Source organism: Allofournierella massiliensis (genome assembly GCF_004345265.1).
In the GTDB taxonomy this organism is placed as follows: domain Bacteria; phylum Bacillota; class Clostridia; order Oscillospirales; family Ruminococcaceae; genus Allofournierella; species Allofournierella massiliensis.
The window spans coordinates 1-25,791 of sequence record NZ_SLUM01000006.1 but is presented as its reverse complement, the minus strand read 5'-3'; the positions used below and the strand labels follow the sequence as shown (position 1 = coordinate 25,791).

At 53.9% G+C, this 25,791-nt stretch carries 17 protein-coding genes; 9 read left to right on the top strand and 8 right to left on the bottom strand.

From position 1 onward, the window contains the following. Window positions 1-3: 3 nt before the first annotated feature. Complete coding sequence (locus tag EDD77_RS04425; RefSeq protein WP_058966789.1) at window positions 4-1,536, top strand: ATP-binding protein; 1,533 nt, start codon at window positions 4-6, stop codon at window positions 1,534-1,536. A gap of 70 nt (window positions 1,537-1,606) precedes the next feature. Here EDD77_RS04425 and EDD77_RS04420 read toward each other — a convergent pair whose 3' ends face one another. From EDD77_RS04420 to EDD77_RS04410, 3 genes are read right to left on the bottom strand one after another with little or no spacing between them, the layout of a single operon-like run. After that, window positions 1,607-3,004: an MATE family efflux transporter gene (locus EDD77_RS04420; protein ID WP_058966791.1), complete on the bottom strand. Its 1,398-nt coding sequence runs from the start codon at window positions 3,002-3,004 to the stop codon at window positions 1,607-1,609. A 4-nt stretch (window positions 3,005-3,008) separates the two neighbouring features. Further along, window positions 3,009-3,464 (bottom strand): MarR family winged helix-turn-helix transcriptional regulator, encoded by a 456-nt coding sequence (locus tag EDD77_RS04415; RefSeq protein ID WP_058966792.1) that lies wholly within the window; start codon window positions 3,462-3,464, stop codon window positions 3,009-3,011. A gap of 18 nt (window positions 3,465-3,482) precedes the next feature. Then, window positions 3,483-3,722, bottom strand: a complete 240-nt coding sequence (locus tag EDD77_RS04410; protein WP_132587319.1) for a hypothetical protein — start codon at window positions 3,720-3,722, stop codon at window positions 3,483-3,485. Between EDD77_RS04410 and EDD77_RS04405 the strand changes: the two genes are divergently transcribed. The 3 genes from EDD77_RS04405 to rlmD are packed head-to-tail and all read left to right on the top strand — an operon-like array spanning window position 3,721 to window position 6,710. Then, the gene (locus EDD77_RS04405; protein WP_058966794.1) at window positions 3,721-5,055 is read left to right on the top strand and encodes a sodium-dependent transporter; all 1,335 of its coding nucleotides are present in this window, start codon (window positions 3,721-3,723) and stop codon (window positions 5,053-5,055) included. The genes EDD77_RS04410 and EDD77_RS04405 overlap by 2 nt on opposite strands. Before the next feature lie 30 nt (window positions 5,056-5,085). After that, window positions 5,086-5,559, top strand: coding sequence for an LURP-one-related/scramblase family protein (locus tag EDD77_RS04400; RefSeq protein WP_058966795.1), 474 nt, complete (start codon window positions 5,086-5,088; stop codon window positions 5,557-5,559). Between the two features lie 5 nt (window positions 5,560-5,564). Then, on the top strand, window positions 5,565-6,710 hold the full coding sequence (rlmD, locus tag EDD77_RS04395; protein ID WP_058966797.1) for a 23S rRNA (uracil(1939)-C(5))-methyltransferase RlmD: 1,146 nt from the start codon (window positions 5,565-5,567) through the stop codon (window positions 6,708-6,710). A gap of 134 nt (window positions 6,711-6,844) precedes the next feature. Here rlmD and EDD77_RS04390 read toward each other — a convergent pair whose 3' ends face one another. The 3 genes from EDD77_RS04390 to EDD77_RS04380 form a co-directional block, all read right to left on the bottom strand. Beyond that, window positions 6,845-7,741 carry a hypothetical protein gene (locus tag EDD77_RS04390; RefSeq protein WP_132587317.1) on the bottom strand — a complete coding sequence of 299 codons (897 nt, stop codon included), beginning with the start codon at window positions 7,739-7,741 and terminating at the stop codon, window positions 6,845-6,847. A gap of 96 nt (window positions 7,742-7,837) precedes the next feature. Beyond that, complete coding sequence (locus EDD77_RS04385; RefSeq protein ID WP_058966801.1) at window positions 7,838-15,220, bottom strand: dockerin type I repeat-containing protein; 7,383 nt, start codon at window positions 15,218-15,220, stop codon at window positions 7,838-7,840. Between the two features lie 100 nt (window positions 15,221-15,320). Next, entirely contained in the window at window positions 15,321-19,370 is a 4,050-nt protein-coding gene (locus EDD77_RS04380; protein ID WP_132587316.1) for a coiled-coil domain-containing protein, read from the bottom strand. Window positions 19,371-19,586: 216 nt separating this feature from the next. Between EDD77_RS04380 and EDD77_RS04375 the strand changes: the two genes are divergently transcribed. Further along, window positions 19,587-21,053 carry a helix-turn-helix domain-containing protein gene (locus tag EDD77_RS04375; protein WP_058966805.1) on the top strand — a complete coding sequence of 489 codons (1,467 nt, stop codon included), beginning with the start codon at window positions 19,587-19,589 and terminating at the stop codon, window positions 21,051-21,053. A 91-nt stretch (window positions 21,054-21,144) separates the two neighbouring features. Here the strand turns inward: EDD77_RS04375 and EDD77_RS04370 are convergent, their stop codons facing one another. Beyond that, on the bottom strand, window positions 21,145-21,513 hold the full coding sequence (locus tag EDD77_RS04370; RefSeq protein ID WP_058966807.1) for a DUF2085 domain-containing protein: 369 nt from the start codon (window positions 21,511-21,513) through the stop codon (window positions 21,145-21,147). Next, window positions 21,510-21,803, bottom strand: a complete 294-nt coding sequence (locus EDD77_RS04365; protein ID WP_058966809.1) for a zinc-ribbon domain-containing protein — start codon at window positions 21,801-21,803, stop codon at window positions 21,510-21,512. Before EDD77_RS04365 ends, EDD77_RS04370 begins: the two co-directional genes overlap by 4 nt. Before the next feature lie 251 nt (window positions 21,804-22,054). Between EDD77_RS04365 and EDD77_RS04360 the strand changes: the two genes are divergently transcribed. The 4 genes from EDD77_RS04360 to EDD77_RS04345 all read left to right on the top strand — a co-directional run bounded on the left by EDD77_RS04360 (window position 22,055) and on the right by EDD77_RS04345 (window position 25,679). Further along, entirely contained in the window at window positions 22,055-22,600 is a 546-nt protein-coding gene (locus tag EDD77_RS04360) for a cysteine hydrolase family protein (protein ID WP_058966810.1), read from the top strand. Window positions 22,601-22,611: 11 nt separating this feature from the next. Further along, window positions 22,612-23,325 (top strand): tRNA (N6-threonylcarbamoyladenosine(37)-N6)-methyltransferase TrmO, encoded by a 714-nt coding sequence (gene tsaA, locus EDD77_RS04355; RefSeq protein ID WP_058966812.1) that lies wholly within the window; start codon window positions 22,612-22,614, stop codon window positions 23,323-23,325. Window positions 23,326-23,378: 53 nt separating this feature from the next. Further along, window positions 23,379-23,936, top strand: coding sequence for a DJ-1 family glyoxalase III (locus tag EDD77_RS04350; protein WP_058966814.1), 558 nt, complete (start codon window positions 23,379-23,381; stop codon window positions 23,934-23,936). Window positions 23,937-24,086: 150 nt separating this feature from the next. After that, window positions 24,087-25,679 carry a potassium/proton antiporter gene (locus tag EDD77_RS04345; protein WP_058966816.1) on the top strand — a complete coding sequence of 531 codons (1,593 nt, stop codon included), beginning with the start codon at window positions 24,087-24,089 and terminating at the stop codon, window positions 25,677-25,679. The last annotated feature ends 112 nt before the right edge of the window (window positions 25,680-25,791 follow it).

The following is a 25,791-nucleotide window of genomic DNA, read 5'->3' as shown; positions in this document are numbered from 1 at the left end:
GCTATGAACATCAAACGAGCCAAACAGGAAATCATCAACACGGTGCGCGCCTACCTGGCCAAGGACGAATTCGGCGCCTATCGCATTCCCGCCGTGCGCCAGCGGCCCATTCTGCTGATGGGCCCTCCGGGCATCGGCAAAACCCAGATCATGGAACAGATCGCGAATGAGCTGGACATTGATCTGGTGGCCTACACCATCACCCACCACACCCGCCAGAGCGCGCTGGGCCTGCCCTTCATCGAGCACCGCAACTTCGGCGGGAAGGAATACGCCGTAACCGAGTACACCATGAGCGAGATTCTGGCGGCGGTATGGCAGGCCATGGAGCGAAGCGGCCGCAGGGAGGGCATCCTCTTTCTGGACGAGGTGAACTGCATCTCGGAAACGCTGGCCCCCATGATGCTGCAATTTTTGCAGTGCAAAACCTTCGGCAACCAGCGGCTGCCGGAAGGCTGGATCATCGCCGCCGCGGGCAACCCGCCGGAGTATAACAAATCGGTGCGGGAGTTCGACGTGGTAACACTGGACCGGGTCAAGCGCATTGACGTGAAGGAAGACTATGCCGCATGGAAGGAATACGCCCTGCGCCGGGGCATTCATGGGGCCATTCTCTCCTATCTGGACATCCGCAAGGACCACTTCTACAAAGTGGAAGCCGGGCCGGAGGGCATGCAGTTCGTCACCGCCCGCGGCTGGGAGGATCTTTCCGAAATTCTGCATACTTATGAAGCCCTGGGTCTTACCGCTGACCGGGAGGTGGTTGGCCAGTATCTGCAGATGCCCGCCATCGCCAAGGACTTTGCCAACTATCTGGAGCTGTACGCCAAATACCGCCGGGTCTACCGGGTGGAGGAGATTCTGAACAGCAGCTGGGAGCCCCTGCGAGCCCGAGAGCTGGCCGCCGCGCCTTTTGACGAAAAACTCAGCGTGCTGGGGCTGGTACTCTCCCGCCTGAACGAAAGTGCCCGCACTGCCTGGCAGCTGGATCAGCTGGCGGGCCTGCTGCATGAAAGCCTGCTGCGGGTAAAAGCCGCGCTGGGTCAGACTCCCGCCGTCCAGATTCTGACCAACGAGCTGGCGGGGCTGGATCGGCAGATCGCCGCCAAAAAGGAAGCGGGAAGCGCCGACCGGCAGGGCATGCAGCTGCTGAATCAGGCAGCCCGCACACTGGAAGGCTACCTGCACACGCTGGAGCTGGAGGCCCCCGCCGAGCCCTTCGACCGGCTGAAGGAGCTGTTTGCCGAAACGCTGAACCAGCGGGCTGCTGCTGCCGATGAGACCGGGAGCTATCTGGCGAACGCTTTCGCCTTTCTGGACGAAAGCCTGCCCGGCAGCCAGGAGCTGGTGATCTTCGCCACCGAGCTCACCGCGGGCTTCTACACCTCCTGGTACATCGAAACCTTTGGCTGCGAAGCCTACTTTGCCCACAACAAGGACCTGCTCTTCGCAGACACCGAGAATGCCCTGCTGGGCGAAATCGCCGCCGCCCGTGTCGCCCGGAACGATGTATCCGGTGAAGCACTGGAGCTGTAACCCAAACAAAAAAAGCCGCTGCCCTTCCTTTTTCGGAGGAAAGGCAGCGGCTTTTTTACTAATACAGGGATCAGGAATTGCCCTGCGTCGCCTGCTGCTCCAGCTGGCGAATGTGGTTCATTTCCCGGCGAATCAGGATGGTGGTGGTCACAAAAGCCACACCATCCGCAATGGGGCCGGCAAACAGAATGCCGTCAATGCCCATGAACAGGGGCATAATCAGCAGAAGAGGTACCAGGAAGAACACCTGCCGGGTAAGCGACAGAATCACACCCTTGATGGGCTTTCCAATGGCCGCAAAGAAGTTGGAGGAGATCAGCTGCACACCGTTTACCAGCACCATAAACAGGAAGATACGCATGAAACGAACGGCAAACTCAAAATACAATACGTCACCGGTACCGAAAATGGAGATGATCTGCCGCGGGAATACCTGAAACAGCACAAATCCGATGGCGGATACCACCAGATTGCAGCTGATGGCCAGCTTGTAAATACCACGTACCCGGGCATACTGCTTTGCGCCGTAGTTAAAGCCCACAATGGGCTGGGAGCCCTGGGAGATACCGATGATGATGGACAGCAGAATTGCGTTGGTCTTGATCACGATGCCGCAGGCCGCCAGCGGGATGGAGCTGCCGTATTCCGACTGTGCCCCGTAGAAGGTGAGCGAGTTGTTCAGCACAATCTGCACAAAGGTGATGGCCACCTGGTTCAGACTGTTGCTCATACCCAGACTTGCAATCTGGCCCCACTCCCGCAAACGGTAGCCGAAGTGATGGGGCTGCAGATGGATGTGGCGGAAGCACCGGGCGTAATTGAGGGCCATCAGGAAGGAAAGAAGCTGGCCAATCACGGTAGCCCAGGCCGCGCCTGCCACACCCATCCGGAACACAAAGATGAAGATTGGATCCAGAATGGTGTTGGTGATGGCGCCCACCAGCATACAGGTCATGGAATATTTGGGGCTGCCATCCGCCCGGGCCAGATTGCTCATGGCATTGGTCACAATCAACAGCGGCATGCCAAGAGCAGTAATGCGGGTGTAGCTTTCCGCATAGGGCATCACCTCTGTGGTGGCGCCAAAGGCCCGCAGCAGCGGATGCAGAAACAACTGGATAATCACTACATATACGATGCCCAGGGTGAACATCATGGTGATGGCGGTTCCCACTGCCTTTTCCGCGTTTTCCCTGTGCCCGGCTCCCAGCTCCAGCGAGAAACGGGAGGCACTTCCGATACCAATCAGAAGCGCGATGGACAGACAGATGGTGGTGAGCGGATAGGCCACATTGGTGGCTGCATTGCCCAGATAGCCCACACCCTGACCAATAAAGATCTGATCCACAATATTATAAAGCGAGCTCACCAGCATGGCGATCACGCTGGGGATCGCATAACCCCGCAACAGCTTAGGCAGCGGTTCATAGCCCAGAGGATTTGCCCCCTGTTCCGGTTTTTGTGCCATTGCTTTATTCCTCCTTTGCACTGTTCAGCTCTTCCAGCTCCAGCCGGTTCTGCTCCACCGCAGCTTCACCCACCTTTTCCAGCAGACGCATAAACTGGGCGCGCTCCTCCTCGGTGAGCCCGCCGGTGATGCGTCGGTTCCAGTCCTCGCAGATCTGGCGCAGGGGCTGATAGGCCGCCTTCGCCTTTTCGGTGGGATACAGGCAGCAGGTTCGCTTATCCTTCTCGTTGGGCCGCCGCTCCAGATAGCCCATCTTTTCCAGCGCGGCCACCGAGCGGGTGATGTTGCTGGGATTGATGTAAAACAGGCTGTTGAACTGATCCTGGGTGATGCCCGGCACCTCGCAGATACGCAGCACATACATGTGCTGGCTGCTGTTCAGCCCAAAGGGGGCGAGCATCCGGTCCAGATGGATCTTGTTGTACCGGTCGGTGACCGAGATCCATTTAATGAGCTTCATGGTGCTTTTTCGCTCCTTTTATCTGATTTTCTCAAATAATATTATACGTCGAACTGTTTGCGTGCGCAAGAATTTTAGCTGCCCGCCGGAAGATTCCACCGCTTTGCCTGTTTTTCCCCACTGTGTGAGGATATTTTCCGTCGAATTTGCGCACATGGTTTTCACAAAACCCGCTGCTGTGCTGGATTCTGGCGCGCCAATATGATACAATAAAGCCCAGTATCCCCGGCCATCCGGCCGGAAAGTGAGGTCAATCATGCGTCAAAACAACTCCCCCCGCCATAAAAACGGGGGCTTCAGTTCTTCCATCGGCTTTGTGATCGCCTGCGTGGGCTCCGCAGTGGGCCTGGGCAACATCTGGATGTTCCCCTATCGGGTGGGGCAGTACGGCGGCGCCGCCTTTCTGATCCCCTACCTGCTGTTCACCTTCCTGTTCGGCTGGGTGGGTCTTTCCGCTGAGTTCGGCGTGGGCCGTCTGGCCCGCACCGGCACCATCGGCGCATACGAATACTGCTTCGGTTCCCGGGGCAAAAAGACGGTCGGCTCTGTCCTCAGCTGGATTCCCCTGCTGGGTTCGCTGGGCATTGCCATCGGCTACGCGGTTATTCTGGGCTGGGTGCTGCGCAGTCTGGCCGGTTCGGTTACCGGCACTCTACTTACCTGTGACCCGGAAACCTTTTTCCATCAGGCCACCGGCAGCTTCGGCAGCGTGGGCTGGCATGCAGCTATCGTGCTTCTGGTTTCGGTGGTAATGCTGCTGGGCGTGGCCCGGGGTATTGAAAAGGTGAGCAAGGTGCTCATGCCCCTGTTTTTCGTACTCTTCCTTGCACTAGCCATCTGGGTGGCCTTCCTGCCCGGCGCTGCCGAGGGCTACCGCTTTCTGTTTGTTCCCAAGTGGGAGGCCCTGCTGAACGTGGACACCTGGGTCATGGCCATGGGCCAGGCCTTCTTCTCGCTGTCCATCACCGGATCCGGCATGATCGTGTACGGCGCATATCTGGGCAAGGAGGCAGACATTCCCCAAGCCTCGCTGCGCACCGCTTTTTTTGATACCATTGCTGCCCTGCTCAGCGGTCTTGCCATCATGCCCGCAGTGTTTGCTTTCGGGGTGGATGTGACCCGTGGTCCTTCGCTGATGTTCATCGCCCTGCCCACCGTGTTCCAGCGCATGCCGCTGGGCCGTGTGTTTGCCGTGTTCTTCTTCATTTCGGTGGCCTTCGCAGGCATCACCTCGCTGATCAACATGTTCGAAGCGGTGATTGAAAGCTGGCAGAACCGTTTTCAGCTGGATCGCCGCATCGCGGTGGCCCTGTGCGGGGGACTCACCTTCGGCGTAGGCGTTTTTCTGGAAGCCGAACCGGTGGTGGGCAGCTGGCTGGATTTCGTGACCATCGTGATCGTACCCATCGGCGCGGTGCTGGGCGCTATCTCCATCTACTATGTGCTGGGCTGGCCCCGCATCCGACAGGAGCTGGAGACCGGCCGCGGCAAGCCCCTGCCCGAGATCTTCGGCAAGGTGGCCAAGTTTGTATACGTTCCTCTCACCGTGCTGGTGCTGCTGCTGGGCTTTGCATACGGCGGCATCGGCTGATCCAAACACAAGAAGGAGGGATCGCCCGTTATGAAACTGCTCTTCAAACAGCGCCTGTTCTCCTGGCTGGACAGCTACGATATCTACAACGAATATGGCGAGACCGCCTTTACCGTGGAGGGCAAGCTGGCCTGGGGCCACAAACTGGAAGTCCTGGACCCTTCCGGCCGCCATCTGGGCACCGTAAAAGAGGAGGTGCTCACCTTCCTGCCCCGGTTCGCGCTGTATCTGGGTGAGGAGTACATCGGCCAGATCAAAAAGGAACTCACCTTTTTCAAACCCAGATTCACGCTGGACTGCCGGGACTGGCAGGTGAGCGGCGACTGGCTGGAATGGGACTATCAGGTAACCGACGGCCAGGGCCGCACCGTGATGACCGCCAGCAAGGAGCTGTTCCACTGGACCGATACCTATGTAATGGACATTGAGCGGGACGAGGACGCCCTGCTGTGCCTGATGATCGTGCTGGCCATTGATGCGGCCAAGTGCTCCGGAGGAGATTGAACACCATGAAAAACACCTGTTCCTGCCGCAAAAAGGGCTGTGGCGGCTGCCCGCTGCTTGGTTTGCCCTACGCGGAGCAGCTGGCAAAAAAGCAGAAGGATACGGAAAAACTGCTGGGCAAGTTCGGAACCGTCCGGCCCATTCTGGGCATGGAGGACCCCTGGCACTACCGGAACAAGGCGGTGTCCACCTTCTGCACCGGCCCGAGCCGCAGCCTGCAAAGCGGCATCTATGCCCAGGGCACCCACCGGGTGATTCCGGTGGAGGAATGCCTGCTGCACAACCCTGCACTGGACGAGGCCATTGCAGCGGTGCGTGCCGCTGCTGCCGCCTGTCGTTACGAACCCTTCAACGAGGATCGTCGTACCGGCCTGATCCGCCATGTACTGGTGCGCCACAGCCGCGCCACCGGTCAGGTGCTGGTCTGCCTGGTCACCGCTCAGACGGCTCTGCCCGGTTCCAAAGCCTTTGTAACCAAGCTGCGCCAGCTGTGCCCGGCGGTGAGCACCGTGGTGCAGAACATCAACCCCCGCCATTCCAGCGCGGTGCTGGGCAGCGTCGAAAAGCTGCTGTACGGCAAGGGGTACATTGAAGATACCCTGTGTGGGGTAACATTCCGGCTTTCCGCCGCCAGCTTCTATCAGGTAAATCCGGTACAGACCGAGCGGCTATACCAGACGGCCATCGAAGCCGCCGGGTTAAACGGCAGTCAGACCGTGCTGGACGCCTACTGCGGCGTGGGCACCATCGGCCTTTCCTGCGCTGGTAAGGCAAAGTCGGTGCTGGGCGTGGAGCTGAACCGCAGCGCAGTGAACTGCGCCGTTCAGAACGCTAGGGCCAACGGCATTGCCAACGCCCGCTTCCTCTGCGCGGACGCCACCAGCGCCATCCAGCGCATGGCCCAGCAGGGCGAGCGGATGGATGTGGTCATTCTGGACCCGCCCCGTGCAGGCAGTACCCCGGAGTTTTTGCAGGCGGTCTGTCAGCTGGCCCCCGAGCGGGTGGTATACATCTCCTGCAACCCGGAAACGCAGCGCCGGGATCTGGAATACCTGACCGCCCGCGGCTGGAAAGCAACCTTCATCCAGCCTGTGGACCTGTTCCCCCACACAGAGCATTGTGAATCCATCGCTTTGCTGCAATTGCGGTAAATCAATGCACACCAATTTATCCTCATCAGATGCTCCCTTCATTCTCTTTTCTGAAAACTCTATATAAAATGAAACAGGGTGCTGCCATAGATGGCGGCACCCTGTTTTATTATTGTTTTACAGACCAGCCAAAATCACCTGCGTTTTTTTCTCCAAACAAAAACGCCAGCACCCACACAAGCCGTAACAACACCCGCAACTGCCACATATCCCCACGGTATCTTTGCCTGAGGTTTCATTTCTTCAGCGTTCTGCGGTGCGGTAGCAGGTTTTCCACCCAAGACCTGCTCGGTAATATCGTTTACCTCTTGGGACGTACCATCCGTGATCACCTGCACTCGGTTTCCGTTTGCATCGGTAATGATTTCCGCTTTTTCCTCGTTGGGTTCAGATTGTTGGGAAGAAGCTGCCGGAGTTTCCCCCTTCAAAGCCTCTTCCACCGTGGCCACTTCAGAAGAACCAGTTGCCCCCTGAAGCAGGTCGTCCTTTTGTTCCCCCTCTTCCATTGCACTGGGAGGAGCTTCCGGCAAGGAGACCGCACTTCCCTCCACGGAAACCTTCGCAACCTCAAGTGTTCCGGCCTGAGAAATCACGTCTCCACCTACCGTTACTGCGCTTGCATCCACCTCCATACACACCAGCGGCGCTCCTTCATCAGCCTCTCTTGCCGCAAGTGTGATTACTGCAAGCTCTTCTCCTCCCTGCAAACCACCTTCTCCTCCCTGGTCATCCAAATACATTAGTATCAGTTCACTGCCCGAAGAGCTGTAAGAGAATTCCGATCGTTCGATTCCTTCGCCAGGTTTCACATCCTGCAATACATAATTTTCCGGAATTTCCAAGGTGAACAACACACCGGCAGTAGGTGTATCTGTTGTTATACAGGATATTACCACATCAAACCCTTCGCCAGTTGCCACTTTTAGAGGGCCTGTTGCAGAAAATTGGGCAGTGGATTCTGCAGCACTTGCGCCTATACCGCACCAGAGTGCCGCCAGCGCAATCACCGCGCATACAAAAACTTTTTTCATAAGCTCCCCTTTCTGCGAAAAGAGGCCCGGCAAACTATTCGCCGGGCCTCCTGCCGTTTTATTCGGCTGCTTTTACACAACTAATCGGTCAGAGCATTAGAAAACGCTTGTCGTCAGACCCAGTATGTATCTGCGCAGGCGAACCATATCCGACAACTGCGGGGCAGAATCATTTTTGCTAGCCGGAGTCGCAGCTTCCAAATATGCGCCTTCCAGAGTTTTCATACCTATCACACCTCTGCGTATGGCAACAAGGTCCGCCATATTGATCAAACCATTACCATCCACATCGCCGTGTACAACCGCTGTGATCTGACCGACTTTACCGTCGCCCAAGCCAATGGTATAACCGGTGGCAATCGTGGCGTTTTCACCAACCCTTTCACCGGACTGGTTCAGCACTGTCAGGGTACCGCCCGTCAGATGAGACAGGACTTCGGCAATCGTTGCTTTTTCAGGCAGACGGCTGAGCATATTATCAACCAGCTGATATGCGTCGTCTCCCAGCATAATCTTCAGGAAACCGGAAATGTCTTCTTTCAGTTCTTCATCGGTCAGAATATAGCTCGAGCAATGATCAATGTCCAGCTGATAGAAGTATACACCATCTTCCACCGTCACCTCAAGCGTTTTGTCCATCTTTTCCAGCTTGCCAGTTTCGGTATTCAGATAGTAAACCTTGAAGCCCTCCAGGCTGTTGCCATGGGTCAAGTAATATTCCATTAGGCTTTCGTTCATACGAACCTTTACGGTAGCCGTTCCGGGCAACGGACCACTGTGGCTGAAGCACATGGCCTGATAGGCGATGCTCTCCATGGTTTCCGAGATGTACTCGCCTGTCACAGGGTCCTTCTCTGTGCTTTCGGTAGACTTTTTCACGATATTGTTGACCATATCGTACTCAAAATCAGTGAAAGTAAATGCCACGCCCAGATTTACACTGGAACCGTCGTAGTCTTCCCGCAGTTCATTATCATCAAAAGTCCAGATGATGTCGGTTTCGCCGCTGGTGCTCTTAACCGTCACTTCCATGGACTTGACCGCGTCAGAATCACGCAGCTCCTCGAACTTGCTGCCGCTCAACTGAAGCGAGCTGTCTGCTGTGTTGGGATCGGAGCTGCCCTGAGCCCCCACAAGGGTCAGCGAGCTGTTTCCGTTCTCATCCACAACATCTTCCAGAGACTCATCGGTCTCTACCCCGTCAAAGTTCTCCGATACATAGTACGGGCTATAGAGTACCGGGCCCTTGACCATTGCTGCCGTCGGCTGCTCTGTTACTGTACCTTCAGCATCGGTGTATTTGACATAGTTGTAGGTAAAGTTTGCAGTTGCGCCGTTGCTGGCGTTATTCACAATCATATACTGCCCTTCATCCAGGTAGAATACGTTGCGATTCATCCGCCCTCTCGACGTTACACAATCATACGCCAGCGAATATTCGCCATCAATCACGCAGCCCGAATCGAATTCCACTGCAACATCATTGTTGATAAAACGGCAGCCATTGAGCGTGGTATACCATTCTTTGTTCAGGAAGCGAATGGCAGTGCCGTTATTTTCAAACGTATCACTCATAATGCTGTAGGAAGAATAGGAACTATTCTGCCGGGGATCCATCGCCACTGCCGTCTGATAACCACTGAAACTGCAGAGTCCAATATTGTGCGCTGCGTAAAGGCCGATTTCCTGTCCACTTCCAACAAAGTGAATTTGAGAAACCGTGACGGGCGAGGCAAGGCATTTCATGGTACCCACCAGATTGACCTGATTGGAATTACCACTGATCGTGCAGGGAACCTCACAGACAAAGTCACCTTCGTAATCGCCAGTTTCCAGGCGGATCATAGTGCCCGGCAGCAGAGTAGCGCTATTCAACACCTGATTCAGCTCCTGGGCATTTTTCACCGTCACCTGATTACCAGCAGGAGCCTCAATCACATTGATCGTGTAAACAGCCTCACAGGTTGCTCCATTCGTCAATGTTGCTGTTGCAAAAATTTTGGCCTCCACATACTGGCTCAGATCAACCTGATACTCGAAGAAGGTCATTCCGTTTTCAAGGCCCTGACGCAGGATCGTCACCGAATCGCTGCCCGACGTGATCTTCATGGATTCAACCAGCTCATTGGTTTCCGAAACATTTTCGCCGCTATCCTTGTAGAACACATAAAGCTTGCCGGTATAGACGCCCTCTCTCTTCTGGTACGTACTTCCAGTCCAGCTATCGTAGGCGCCATCTTCTCCCTTGCTACCGAAACAGATCCGAGAATCATCGGGCAGCTTTCCAGGATTATATTGACTCTGATAGTTGACTACCGTGTACGCCGAGGTTTGTGTTCCATCCGCTCGGGTAACAGTTGCATAGAAGTACACATCATTGTATGCCGTCGAGTGATTCATGGTCAATGTGACCACACCCGGATTGTTGGGATCTGCAGTCCAGGACAGCGAATCGGTCACATTTGCTCCATATTCAACCGTCTTGATATCGGTATCGCTAAGCTGCAGCGTCGTCGAATCTCCAGGTGCCATACGAACCTCAGTAACCACCGATCCATCCTCGGACTCGAAGTTGATTCGGTTGCCCTGAGTTACAATTGTACCATACGACAGCGAAATACTCGTGCTCCGCTCAATTCCATTTTCATCCAGATAGACCATTTCCATCATCGCATAGGCCCCCTGGTCGGAATTGCGTGTCTTCACCGGAACAATCACAATGCTTCCGTCTGCGTATACCTCTTCCACACGATAATAAGTTTCGTCCAGAATCTCTGCGTATTTCAGCGTATAGCCCCGATCTTTCAGGGTCATTCCATCCACCAGCGGATAGACTCGATACTGCTTGCCAACAATCCAAACACTGCTTCCCATCCGAACAAAGGAAGGCGAATCATACATCAGCAGTTCACCATCGATGTTGCACTCGATTGTAATATGTGTTTGAATTTGACTTCCATCCTTCATCGATGCCGTCAGCACAATATTGTCGGTTCCCTTGACGCCATTCCAGGAAACTACAATACCACTTGCTGTTTTTTCTGCCGTACCAAGCGTGAGACCTGAGATCTGCAGATCGGCAACCTCACTGTTATCGACCGGAGTAATCGTCGTTTTGGCCTCTTTGCTCTGCAAAGGAATATAAACTCTGTCCCCGTCTTCGTACTGGTTGTCATCACCATAGATTGCTGCATCCGTCGTCTCCAGCCGGTAGGCAAACCCTGGGACCTCACTGCCAGTCTCTGCAATTTCGATGGTGCTGGTGTGATTAAACTGATATTTCCCGCCATCTACTGTGCCAATGATATTCAGTTTATAGGCACCAGTTTTCGCATCCGGAGCTACTGTCAGCTGAAGCGCACCCTCTTCCGTAACTTCAACGGATATGGGCTCCTTCTCTACCGACATGCCAGATTCTGTGGTTACCTTATACAAAACATCGGGATCGATCTGGTATTCACGGGATACACAAACCCGCTTTGTACCCAGAGCCATTCGCTGGGGAATGTTCAGCGAGAGGTATGCACGGAACAGTTCCGCATAAATCGATACCGACCCCTGCGTTTCCGGGGTCATAACTTCTGTCAGACTGTAACGGAGCTCTCCCCCATTTTCAGTGCGAATGGGCAGATTGCTATCCTTCCAGATGAGCGTCAGGGTACTGGTCTTCACGTCATACTGACATTCCACATACGGAGAAACATCCATACCATTGGATGCCTCGATCTCCAAACCAAGCAGATCAGGCCCAATCACATCACTGAGTTTCTGCTGTGTCTGGTTGTCCAGCACACGATAGCTTTTTTGCAAACCAGGTGTGCCGATGGGTATGTTATAGGTATTCTCTCCTGTGCTCAGGTCAATCAGCCGGAGGTTATAGTACTTGGAAGAAGAATCCGTTCGGTAAGTAATCTGGTCTTCTGCCTTATAAACATCATCCTGATACAGAACCTTGATTCCATATCCATAGTTCTTTGGAGGCGCCTTTTTCACTTCCACACGGAGCATATGATTCTGGATCGATGCATTGAAGTACTGACTTTCCTGCAAAGGCACTTCCAGATTATCTTCCACCGCTACAATCGTGTAGTTGGCATCACTCAGTTTGCTGTCCGGCACCAGTACGCCCCTGCTGTTCTTTGCAATGATCCGGAACTGGGTTTTCTCTTCATTGAAATCGTAGCTGTATCCACCTACCGACTCGCCGCCGTTCAAGTCATAGAACGACAAATTCAAATTCTGCAAGCCCGCACTCCAAGAAGAGCTGAAATAGGTGGTATCTCCCAAATAACCCTGCAGCTGCACATTTCCGGAAACACCCTCCAGATCACGCTTCAGCGTGTAGGTCATGGTCATCTTTTCCAGATCCAAGCGAATCTCGTAGTCCGCCGCAGCAACCATCTTTCCATCCAAATAGAAAGTATTGGTTGTCACTTTCCAGTTTATACCGACTTCAGAAAGGTCCACACTGTTACCATTCTGTTCCGCTTTCAGTGCATAGGTGTACTCTCCCTGCTTGATCGGTAAGGTATCCACCAACGTGCTGCCATCTTTCAAAAGAATCAGCTGTACTGGATTCCAGCCCGTTTCAAAATGGACTCCGCTGTACTCGGAAACCGTAAAATCATTGTTGACCGAACGGATTCCCAGCAGATACTTGTACTCCTGCTCATTTTCATAATCATAGAGCGGGGGCATTTTATCAATAGAAATCCGGATTTTGCCATTGGTCTGCGTCAGAGTGATGTAATCAGCGGCATCAATAAATTCTTCCGAAGGATAGTTGCCGTCTGCCTTATTGCCACGATAAATCACTGCCTCATATTTCAGGCCAAGAGAATCCAGACCTTGATAGTTGCCCAGGCTGGTTGTACCAACTTCCAGCTCATATTCCTCTCCTTCGCGAAGCTCCAGAGAATATGCATGTCCACCATTCTGCCTGAATTCAAGATCAAGTTCAGGTATTCCCACAGAGAACGATGTGCTGAAACGCTCGGTTGCAGATTCGGCATTCACTTTAATGGAAGCGTTTTGCGAACATTCCAGATCCTTCAATACTTCCGCAGTCAACTTTCCGGTAGAAGGCTCCAGCGTTACATTCACATAATCACTGATCTGTTCCCCACTGGCCAGCGTGATTCCGCTTCCGGAAATGGTAACATTCCAAGCGAGCTCAGACTGCATCGGGAAATATTTCCCGCTTTCATCATACACCTCAATCGTTCCAGCCATCTTACTGCCTGCTGTTGTACCCAGGCTTAGCAATCCGCTGTCTGGAACAATCCGAACTGTCCGGTAAGATTGTTGAATTTGACTTTGCACACGGATCTCATAGCCTTCGTATGGCATGGTGATTGCAAGGTTCCAATACCCCGACATATCTTCCGGCAACTGTGCCAGCTTGAGCACAACGCGGTCAGCCGCTTCGTCATAATAAGCAGTGAGCAGATCCGAATAATCCGTGCTCTCACCACCGTTCGACTGGGTAAGCGTTACAATCGGCTCCCCCGTGATGGTGCCCATGTTAGACCAGCCATCCACGTTGCTGGGGGAATTATAACAATATACATTCACCTGAACGCCTTCACTGGAGAGCAGTTGATTCCACTCCGGAGAACCACCTTCCCAATATGCAGTGGGGGCACCAATGCTGCCGCTCATCGCATAGGTGTATGCAAAATCGCCTTCTACTGTCAGGTTGAATGTGCTGTTGGTGGAATAGAGTTTCAGATCTTTCAGTACTGTAACCGTGACCTTGCCGGTATTGCCATCAAACGATGCCGCAAGATAGTCATCTACGGTTTCTTCTGCATCCATCGACAAACCGTAGCACTGCAAAGATGCTCTATAGCCCTCTCCCGGCGTAAACGGAATATCAAACTGATAGTTTTCCTCATTCTGCTGGAACACCTTACCAGTCAGGGTGGAGCCTTGCTTCAAACCCAAACTCAATGCATCCCAGTGAATTTCTGTATACAGTTGTTCTTTTTGCGGATAAGTTCCCAAACGCAGGGTATAACCCTCTTCACAGGGTACCAATACCTCCAGGTACCACTGATCTACGTTTGTCTGCGGCATCTCCGTGCTCTTAACGATTACCTTATCCTGCTGCGCATCGTAGGTTGCCGTAACCGGCTCCACCAACGACTCCCCATTGTTGTTCATCAGTTTTGCAGTAATCTGGTCGGGGATAACCGTTCCCATATTGGACCAGCCGGTAATAGATTGACCCATATCGTTCAAGGTCGGTGTAATCGCACTTCCCTCTTCGCTGAGCAATCCACGCCAGTACAGTGTGGTCTCCGAATTGACGTTTACCTGTTCTCCCGGTTGGAGATTCAGTTCCCATGGTCTTGTGTAGATATTACCGTCCGCATCTGCCGCATAGAACCACAGTCTGGCAGGTGTAGATTCATTCGGAAGAACATACTGGATTCCGGAGGGGAACCGGAACGTAAATTCACCATTTTCATTGGGCTGCTGTGTCACCTGCACGCCGCCCTCGCCGCTCACATACAGCAGGCTTGCTCCGGCTGTATCCAGGGAAATCGTTCCGCTGTAATCCGTATCATATTTTGTGAGCTTCGAAATGTTGGTCTTAATAGTACTGGAAACAAAGCCGTTGGAGGTTTGCATAACCGGAGGCAGTTCATCCGGTTGACCGATGCACACAGCCGCAGGCACCGATACTGTTTGATCCATTCCCTCTTCAGCTGTCGCCCAAACATCCCGATAGGTAATTTCGGCCGGTTCAAACGCATTGTTGGCATGGACAAAGAGCCAATACTCCCCATCGATCACCACCACATTGGTTTTCGTTAAGATGACATGAAACCCGTCCGCTTGTATGAATTCAAAGTTTTCTGCGAGTTTGCTGCCACCAGGATTCTTTGCAACAGGAACTTTGCCGTAATACCATCCCGGCTCCGAAGCCTCATAGAAAATCGCCGTGGTCTCCGGGTCCAATTCACTGTCATCCAAGACAACTGCCGCATTTGGAGCAGTCTCTGCCTCCACCGGTTCAGATGTAGGCTCCGCAGTTGCGACAGGCTCTTCCGGCTCAGCCGTGGGCTCCGCAGTCGCGGCAGGCTCTTCCGGCTCGGCCGTGGGCTCCGCAGTCGCGACAGCTTCCTCCGGCTCGGCCGTGGGCTCCGCAGTTGCGGCAGGCTCTTCCGGCTCGACCGTGGGCTCCGCAGTTGCGACAGACTCCTCCGGCTCGGCCGTGGGCTCCGCAGTTGCGGCAGGCTCCTCCGGCTCGGCCGTGGGCTCCGCAGTTGCGACAGGCTCCTCCGGCTCAACCGTAGGCTCCACAGTCACGGCAGGCTCTTCCGCTTCTCCCGAAACCGCAGCCAATTCATCCTCAGTGAGCTGAACGATTCCAGCGGAATTCTGAGGAACCGATTCAGCCGCGTAGATCATAGGTGCAAATACGTTTGTGAGCATCGCAAACGCTAGCACCAGCGACAAAACATGTTTCATCCTCTGATTTCCTCCTTCAACATTTTTAAAAAAGGGAGAGAAGTTCCCTCTGCATTCCACATCTGGTCTCTTCTCTCCCTTTTATAAAGTACTGTTTCGCTTAATCTTCCCGGCGCCGGATGCCAATTTTCAATACGATCCAGCCAATTGCCGCCGTCATAAAGACACCGGCCATTGCCAACAGATTAAACGAGTCGCCTGTGGACGGCGAGGTTCCCTGTGCCGCAGCCGGAGCCTGTGTACTCTGAGGTTCAGCCCCGCCGTTTGCCGTCTGGCCGCCACTCGGTTCCTGCGAATCAGGCTTTTCCTCCTTCAGATCTTCCAGTTTGGACACTGCGTTTTTATAAGTGGTGTATGCTGTGCCCAATTCCGTCTCAAGCACTTTATTCGTCAAACCATATTCCTTGATCAGCTTATCAAGCAGATTCGTGATTGCCGCAACATCTTTGCTCTGATCCAGCGTGATATCTTTGGGCAGATCGTTGATTTCCTGCTTTGCCTCATCCAGAAGTTTCTTAACCTCCGCATTCCGATCCTGACTCTCCGAGTACTGTGCAAACACAGCCTTCTTCTGATCGCCCGTCATCTGATACTTCTGAGCCGCCGCATCCATCTTCACACGAATCGCATCAAACGCGGATTCGTTGTTGTAGCTCCAATGGTCCAGCGCATCTTCCATATCCTGGTTCAAATCCGCCAATTCCTTCTTCATTGCAGAAATCGCTGCAACAAAAACAGCGTAGTGATCAAGTGCTTCTTTGCCAACGGTATTTTCATCAATGGGACAGCCTCTCGCCTGCAGCGCCACTTTTTCCTGATCGATGGAGGCCAGCAAGGAAATATCGCTGTAAATCACTTCCCCATCCACGGCTTTCATTCTGGCAGCCAGTGCCTCCAGGCGCTCGTCCAGATCCTTCAGACCAGCCTGTGCAGCTTCCACCTTAGCCTTCTCTTCCGCGGTGAAGGTATCGCCCAAAGCCTCCAACTCATTCATCTCGTGAATCAGCTGTTCCAGCTTTACATTGTCGGTGTACAGGATCTCATCTCTTCCGGGCAGGGAATCCAGAGCCTTATGGGCATCGCTGCTGCGCTCTTTCAGCTGTTCCAAAGCTTTCTCCGCATTGGTCAGTACCAGCAGTTCTTCCTGCGTAAACTCCGCTTTCCTTGCTTCCAAAGCTTTCACACGCTCGCGCAAAGCCTCGATGCGCTCCACATCCTCCCGTTTCAAGGTAACGGGTAGCTCTGCGTTCGCGATATCCTGAACCAGCTGCTCCCGTTCAGCCTTCAGTTCGGTCAGACCCTCCTGAGCAGCTGCCAGCGGAGCCAATTCCTTTTCAGTCAGCACATCAGCCCCATATTTTTCCTGCAGGGCCTTCACTGCCTTTGCCGCATTTTCAATGTTTGCTTCATCCGTGAAACAAACATTTTCTTTGTCAGGCAGCGCATTCACCTGATCCCGCACTGCCTGAATTTCAGCCAAAATGCCTTCCAGGGCATCTGCCGCGGCCTGGTACTTCTCGTACCCCTTGATTACGTCGGTGGGCACCTTACGTTCTGCAAGAGCCGAAATAGCATGCTGGATCTGCAAAATCACATTGAGCTGATCGGGAGTAACTTCATCGGGCAAAGCTTCAATATCGCTTTCCACCTGAGCAATTCCGTCCAGAATATCCTGGTAGCCAGCCTGTGCCGCAGCCAGTTTCGCCTGCTCTTCTTCGGTAAAGGTATCCTTGCCTTCCAGGTCCTTCACCATTTTTTGAGCTGCATCAATGGCCGCCTTATCGGTGTAGAGTACCTCGTCCTGCGCAGGCAGTTTTGCCAGAGCCGCGTGCGCTTCCTCACTCTGCTTCAGCAGCTCGGCCATTGCCTTTTCCGCATCCACCAGGTTCTTCAGCTCATCAGCGGTAAAGGTGGTTTCAAGCGCCTCCAGTTCGGTTACTTTATCGCGCAGCGCCTGGATCGCATCCTGATCCTTCTGGGCAGTGGTGATGCTCAGCTGCGCATTGGCGATTTCCTCTACCAGAGCCTTGCGGGCATCATTCAATTCACTCAGTTTGGCCTGTGCTGCCGCCAGAGGAGCAAGGTCCTCGGCCGACAGAACTTTCTCGCCATATTTGGCCTGCAGATTTTTTGCAGCCTTTTCTGCACCATTGATTGCAGCAGCATCTGCAAAATTCACATCCTCCGCTGCAGGCAGCGCCTTGATCTGGTCCCGTACAGCCTGGATCTCAGCCAAAATGCTTTCCAGCGCATCTGCCGCAGCCTGATATTTATCATAGCCCTCAATTTCAGCGACGGGAACCGCACGCTTGGTCAAACGGGCAATCGCCTGCTGCAATTCTGCAATCTGGGATGCCATATCAGGGGTAACTTCATCAGGCAAGGCCGCAATATCGCTTTCCACCTGAGCAATTCCGTCCAGAATATCCTGGTAGCCAGCCTGTGCCGCAGCCAGTTTCGCCTGCTCTTCTTCGGTAAAGGTATCCTTGCCTTCCAGGTCCTTCACCATTTTCTGAGCTGCATCAATGGCCGCCTTATCGGTGTAGAGTACCTCGTCCTGCGCAGGCAGTTTTGCCAGAGCCGCGTGCGCTTCCTCACTCTGCTTCAGCAGCTCGGCCATTGCCTTTTCCGCATCCACCAGATTTTTCAGCTCATCAGCTGTAAAGGTGGTCTCAAGCGCCTCCAGTTCGGTTACTTTATCGCGCAGCGCCTGGATCGCGTCCTGATCCTTCTGGGCAGTGGTGATGTTCAGCTGCGTATTTGCGATTTCCTCTACCAGAGCCTTGCGGGCATCATTCAATTCACTCAGTTTGGCCTGTGCTGCCACCAGAGGAGCAAGATCCTCGGCCGACAGGACTTCCTCGCCATATTTGGCCTGCAGATCTTTTGCAGCCTTTTCTGCACCATTGATTGCGGCAGCATCTGCAAAGTTCACATCCTCCGCTGCGGGCAGCTCCTTGATCTGGTCCCGTACAGCCTGGATCTCAGCCAATGCACCTGCCAGATTCTCCACGGCGGCACTGTATACGGAATAATTTGCAATATCCGAAGTCTCAACGCCCAATTCTTTCAGTTCGTCAATCTTCTGTTGAATCTCATCCAGTTTCGCTGCATCCGAAGGCTTTACATCGGCAGGCAATGCAGCAATCAGATTTTCAACCGCGGTAACCTGCTCATCAATTGCATTCCATTTTCCCAGTGCATCCTGAACCTTCTGCTTCTGTGCAGCCAATTTTGCAGAAGCCGCAGAATCTGTCACTGCTTCGATTGCCTTCTGCGCCGCCTGGATCAGAGAAATGGATTTGTAATCTATGGTTTCCGGAATTTGTTCAACTGCGGCAATCGCCTGATTGAAAGCTGCCGCATCAATGATTACCTGGACGGTTGCGGAATTGCCACGGGCATCGGTCGCGCATAATGTTCCGCCCTCGGTGAGAGACTGTCCACTCCAAGGTTTACCATCCAGCGCCAGTGTAGTCGAGCTGTCATCTGTCACGCTTACCGCTACCGGCTGATAATAAAAAACCGCTTCGCCCGAAGCAGGAGTGCCTTCCAGCTGAATCACAGGCACTATTGTATCAACCAACGCAGAATCCGAAACCAGATTGGCCACCGCATCCACATACGTCTCCGTATCAAAGTCGCCGAATAGGATATTATCTGCATCCAGTTGCAAACCGATCTCCGTTTCACCCGCTTTAGCCGGGGCAGGGTCAGCAACTTGCAGCTGGCAGGTTGCAACAACTATTTTTTCATCAGTCAACGCCGGGGCCTCCCCGGAAGAAAAAAACAACTGATATTCTCCGGTCGCGGAGTTTTCCATGGGTGCATAGTTTTCGAACGTACTACCAACTGTGTAAATCTGGTCCCTCGCATTTTTTACCCACGAGAACAGTTGCTCATCAAACTTCAATCCAAACTGCATACCGAGCAGTTCTGAACCGCTATCCGGGTTAGACCACCCCGCATTGGCAATCGAGATCGTCACGTCTACGATATCACCCGGGTCAAAATAGCCATCCTCCAGATCCGCTCCGGCGAGGTCCACAACCAAATCGCATTGATATGGCTCCTCCGCAAACGCCGGAAACGGAATGCTCGCCGCCAGCATTGCCGAAGCAAGCACCGATGCTACCAATCGTTTTTTCATAGCGTTCTCCCCATTTTTGTTGACATTTTAGTTCTTTTTTGGTATTGATAATTTTGTACTTTTTGTGTATGTTTTGTGAAAATTATCATGAGGTCATTATACACAGCAAAAAATTTTGTGACAAGATGTGGCAAACAGTGTGGCACAAGGAAGCTTTTATGCCACACTTTTGTCGGGAACGCCCTCTCAATCACACAAAGGAAGGAAAATCCGCCAATGAAAGAGCTGCACGATCGTCTGAAATCGCTGATTCAGGAACATTCTGGATCCATATCTATGGCCGAAATTGCCCGCAAAGCAAACATTGACCGTTCAACTCTTTACAAAATCCTGCGCGGAGAACGCAAACCAACCGCTTCTCAGCTTAGTGCATTGCTGGATGTGCTAAACGTCTCACCAGAACAATATCACTCCATGCTCTTTCTGTTCGACGCTTCGCATTCCAGTCAGAGTGAAAAAGACTGCAATTCTCAGATTTATTCGCTGCTGCGTTCTATTTGTATGGTTCAAAGCAGCATTCTAGCTCCTTACAGCACCCCTCCTTTATTTCATGATTCTGAACAAATCGTTCCCCCTTTTACCATTCAGGGGCTGACCGCTTTAAAAAACTGGCTGCGCAGGATTTTGTACCGCTATGCCACTTCAAACAGTGCGCTCCCTTTGTATCTTTCCCCTACCACAAGCAAGCTTGTGACTGATTGTCTTGTGGAAGTTTTTTCGCTTCCGGAAGCAACCAATCACACCGTAAAACAGCTTTGCCTCTTTGCGAAAAACACAAATGCAGAACTTGATTTTATGCAAAATCTGCGCACTTTATCCAACTCTGTTCCCTTCCTGTTTCTGGAAAAGATGCAGTATCAGGCGCGTTTGTGCAACAGCAGCACCTCCATTCCAACACCCGGTATCCTGATGCCAATTTATTTGCTGTTTCCTGCCGCTGCCCTTTTTATTGATATCTCTGAGCAAAAAGCCATTTATATTCAAGATAGCAACGCAGTGGAATTTCTTCGTCAACAATTCAGTCAGCAATATTTGAATACTCAAAAAGCACTTTTTCTAGATGCACAACCCTGCAGTTGTGAGCAAGCAATGCGCCAAACCAACAGTCTTGCACGAACTGGCGGACCGGCATGCTGGCTCCGCTATGATCCTCCTTTGCTGCGCTGCATCGACAGTAACCTGGCTATGCGCTTAATTCTTCCGGAATCAATTTCTGCTCAGGCCGGTATCCAGTCCCTGCTCGATCGGCTTGAGGATATCATCAACCTTGCACCATCCTGCTATTTCAGTGAGGACGGATTGCTCGACTTTGTCAGCCACGGGAAGCTTGGCGATGTTCCCGATGATCTTTACCACCCTCTAAGTCCCTCCATTCGGCGGCTTCTTCTGGAACGTCTGAAAGAGCTGTGCATCACCTCGCCCACCCCTGTTCGACTGGTTGATTCAAAGCTCCTCCCACTTGCTCCCAACGTTATCATCGATGTATACGAATCCACTGGGATACAGATGTTCCAGAAGCTCGTCCATAAAAATGAGTCCTCTTTCCGCAGCTGCCATATACATGAAGATTCCATTACGAGCGCACTCATTAACTATTTGGTTCATTTTGAAACAAACGGATTTGTACGTTCAAAGCAGTATACCGTTGATTTTATTGACTATTGCATCCGAAAACTCGTTTAATTTGGGTCCACCAGCTCCACAAAAAAGCTCGAATCCATTTGTGCCATGCCAGGCCAAACGGACTCGAGCTTTTCTTTTCAGATATTCTTTTTCAGGTGATGGACAGCCCCATTCCCAACTGCAAGCCCCAGCGGAACGCCAATGCTGTGCTGGTGAAAAACATGGACAGCAATCCGCAGCCAAACAGCAGACCAGTTGCGAACCGGCGGGTATTTGTGCTTTCGTAGGGAGTCAGGGCTTGAACACCGCCGTCCAGTACCATGGGAATCATCAGAACAGCCGCCCAGAGGGCACTTACACGAACCCATGGATAGCACAGCGCTGCGGCCAGAATCCCCACAAGTTCCCCCGTGCAGCGGGCGCAAACCGGAAACCGCCGCCCATGATAATGGAACGATCGGTCATCCCGGCAATGGCAGCCGCAGAACCGGGGCAGCCAGACATAAAGCCAGGAGATCATTGCATCATGGCCAGACCCACACCGGCAGCGACCACGACCACATAGTAGATTACAATGCAGATCACACCAACCAGCGCGCCGATGCCCGCTTTCTTTGCGGTATTGGGCTTCTGATCCTTCCATACCAGGAACAGGATCAGACCAACCAGAGGAATGCAGCAGCCCAGAACAGCCCATCCGATATTGCCGCTGTCCACCACTGCGGGCTTATCCTGCTGCGATACACCGCATGCCGGGCATACTACAGCCTTATCATCGATTTCTTTTCCGCAGTTTTTACAATATGCCATAGCTAATTCCTCCTTTGTGTCCACCGGTCTGAGCCCGCGAACTTTGTTTGAGTAAAGCATACCATGTTTCGTTATAATGTGCAATAATTTTTTCACAATTTAATTATAAAATCAACTATTATGCTTCATTTCCTTGCTATTTCACATCCTTTTCAGGAATCCGGACATTGCAAATCTTCTCTTTTGCGGCGCTGGTGCCTCCGGCCTTTTTTGTGCTATAATAAAACAGTGCAGACAAGGAGGAAAACGCTATGAAGTACGATGCCCTGATCGTAATCGATATGCAAACCGCTCTGGTAAACGCACATCCGTACAACGAAGCAGGTGTACTAGCCGGGATTCGCTCGCTGCTGGAGCGCTGCCGTGCTTCGGGCGTGCCCGTGATCTATGTTTGTCACGACGGCGGCCCTGGCGATGAACTGGAGCTTGGCAGCCCCGGCTGGCAGGTCGCCACACCGATTGCGCCGGAACCGGGAGAAAAGCGTTTTGACAAGCATTTCAACAGTGCATTCCGCCAGACCGGCCTTCATGAGTACCTCCAGCAGATGAACGCAAAACAGCTGATTCTTTGCGGCATGCAAACGGAGTACTGCTTTGATGTTTCCTGTAAGGTGGCCTTTGAACTCGGCTATGAAGCGACCATCGCCAGAGGCACAACCACCACCTTCGACAACGATTTTGCCACCGCCCGGGATCTGACCCGCTATTATGAGGAAAAGATCTGGGCCAATCGATACGCCCAGGTTCTTGAACTGAACGAAGTTCTATCCCGGCTGAAGGGCAACGAATCTTCCTGAAAGGATCTTTTATGACCGAAACCATTCCCATGCGGGTGATTGCCCGCATCCACAGCGATTTTACCAGCAAATTCGGTATTCCCCGCCAGAGCGGTCTGGTGGAAAGTTTACAGGCCGTGATTGTATTTGAGCCGGAATACCGGGATCCCAACGCTTTGCGCGGCTTGGAGGATTTTTCTCACCTGTGGCTCATCTGGCAGTTTTCTCAGGCGGTGCGCTCCACCTGGTCGCCCACGGTTCGCCCGCCCCGGCTGGGCGGCAACACCCGAATGGGTGTGTTCGCCACCCGCTCCCCCTTCCGGCCCAACGCCATCGGCCTTTCCTGCGTGAAGCTGGATCGGGTGGAGCTTCACCCGGAGCTGGGGCCGGTGATCCATGTGCTGGGAGCCGACCTGCTGGACGGCACCCCCATCTTTGACATCAAGCCCTACCTGCCCGCGGCGGACTGCCGGCCCGAAGCCCTGAGCGGCTTTGCGGGCCCGGTGCGGGACTATCACCTGGAGGTGGTCTTTCCTCCGGAATGGCTGGTAAGGGTACCGGAAGAGAAACGCAGTGCTCTGGAAGGAGTACTGGCCCAGGACCCCCGCCCCTCCTATCAGGATGACCCGGAGCGGGTCTACGGCCTGACCTTTGCCGGGCTGGAGATCAAATTTACCGTAAGCGACGGCGTGCTTACCGTCTGCCGGGTTACCCCGGCGAACGGTGTCCCCCACACCGGACGCTGACCATACACAAAGCATCAGGCCCCAGACGGGCCCGGGAAAGCGAGGTTTTTACAATGAAACGTGCCTGTGTATTTATGGCAAACGGAACCGAGGAATGCGAAGCCCTGCTCACGGTTGACATTCTGCGCCGTGCCGGGGTAGAGGTGGTTACCGCCTCCGTAAACCAGAAGCCGGAGATTCTTTCCAGCCACAACGTGCGCATGGACACCGACGCTGTTGCGTCTGACATTCAGGCGGCTGATTTCGACCTGATCGTGCTGCCCGGCGGCATGCCCGGCACCCTCAATCTGAAGGGCAACGAATTCGTGAAGGCAGTCTGCCAGCAGGCAGCGGCTTCCGGCAAACTGGTAGCCGCCATCTGCGCTGCTCCCAGCGCGCTGGCCGCTTTTGACCTGCTGGAAGGCAAAAAGGCCACTGCCTATCCCTCTTTCACCGACCAGCTGGCCGGCGCCACTGTGGTCAAGGAACCCGTTGTGGAGGACGGCGACATCATTACCGGCTGGGGCCTGGGCGCGTCTATCCCCTTCTCTCTGGCGCTGGTGCGGCGGCTCTGCGGCGCGGATGCCGCCGCAGCGGTGCGTCAGGCCATTGGTTACCCCTACGGCTTCTGATTACAGCATACGGCTTTTTGGGCGGGCCAGCCACACGGCCCGCGCTTTTTCTTCACTTGGCCTGTTTTTCGCGGCTCTTTCCGCCCGCCTGTGCATAAATTATCTCATGGCGCCGGCTTTGTTTCCTGCATCTGAAAAGGAGGTATGCCCTTGAACGGAATTCTTCTGCTGACCGGGGTGGTAATCCTGGCCTGCATCCTGGCTCATCGCTTTACTGAAAAGCTGCCCATCCCCACTCTATTGGTATTCATCGGCCTGGGTATGCTGTTCGGAGAGAACGGGTTGTTTCGCATCCGATTCAACAACTATTCCCTGGCTGAAACCGTCTGCTCGGTGTGCCTGATCTTCATCATGTATTACGGCGGCTTCGGCACCAACTGGAGGGCCGCCCGGCCGGTGGCGGTGCAGTCGGTTCTGCTGTCCACCCTGGGCGTGCTGCTCACCGCCGGGCTTACCGGCTCGTTCATCCATCTGGTGCTGCAGCTTTCCTGGCTGGAGAGCCTGCTCATCGGCTCGGTGATTGCCTCCACCGACGCAGCCTCGGTGTTCAATATTCTGCGTTCCCGCAGCCTGAACCTGAAATTCAACACGGCCAGCCTGCTGGAACTGGAATCCGGCTCCAACGACCCCATGTCCTACATGCTCACGGTGGTACTGGTAACCCTGATGACCGGCGGCGACATCTCGGTACCGCTGGTGCTGGCAAAGCAGCTGGTGTTCGGCATCCTGTTCGGCGTGTGCATCGGTTTTGCGGCCGCTTTTCTTCTGCGGCGTACCCATGCCACCATGGCCCAGGGCGACACCATCTTCGTGTTTGCCGCTGCCCTCATCGCTTATGCACTGCCCTCCATGCTGGGCGGCAACGGTTACCTGAGCGTGTATCTGTGCGGCATTCTGATGGGCAACGCGCCCATTGCCCAGAAGCGGGATCTGGTGCGCTTTTTTGACGCGGTCACCGGCATCACCCAGATGATGATCTTCTTTCTGCTGGGTCTTCTGGTCACCCCGGCCCAGCTGCCCCGGGTCTTTGTGCCTGCGCTGTGCATCCTGGCCTTTCTCACCCTGGTGGGGCGGCCGGTGGCAGTGGCGGCACTGCTGGCCCCCTTCCGGCCCAAAGCCGGGCAGATTGCGCTGGTCTCCTGGGCGGGTCTGCGCGGTGCAGCCTCCATCGTGTTCGCCATCTACGCGGTGCTGCACAACGCACCGCTCACCTACGACCTGTTTGATCTGGTGTTCTGCATCGTACTGCTTTCCATGGGTATTCAGGGCACCCTGCTGCCCCACATGGCCCACCACGTTTCCATGATTGACGACAACGCGGACGTGCGGCGTACCTTCAACGACTACCAAGAGGAAAGCGACATCTGCTTCATCAAGCTCCATCTGGACGAAGGCCACCCCTGGGCGGGTAAGCTTCTGCGGGAGATCGTGACCCCGCCGGACTTTTTGGTCAGCCTGATCATCCGCCGGGGTGAGGGCGTTCTGGTGCCCAGCGGCTCCTCCCGGATGCTGGCGGGGGATCTTCTGGTCATTGCCGCCCGGGAATTTGAGAACCGGGCAAACCTGACTCTGCAGGAGGTAAGCATCGACGCCTCTCACAAGCTGTGCGGCAAGCAATTGCGGGACGCACCTCCTGCCCCCGGTACGCTTGTGGTAATGGTGCAGCGGGATGGCCAGACCATCATCCCCACCGGTGACACCGGCGTACAGGCGGGCGACACCCTGGTGGTGGCCCGTTATTGAGCCACATTTTCTCTCGGAGTCAAAACCACCGGCTGAGCCGGTGGCTTGAGTAAGCCCTAGAAGGGCATAATACTAGCAAAGCCCCTTAAGGGGCCACGAATGGGTCTGCCAA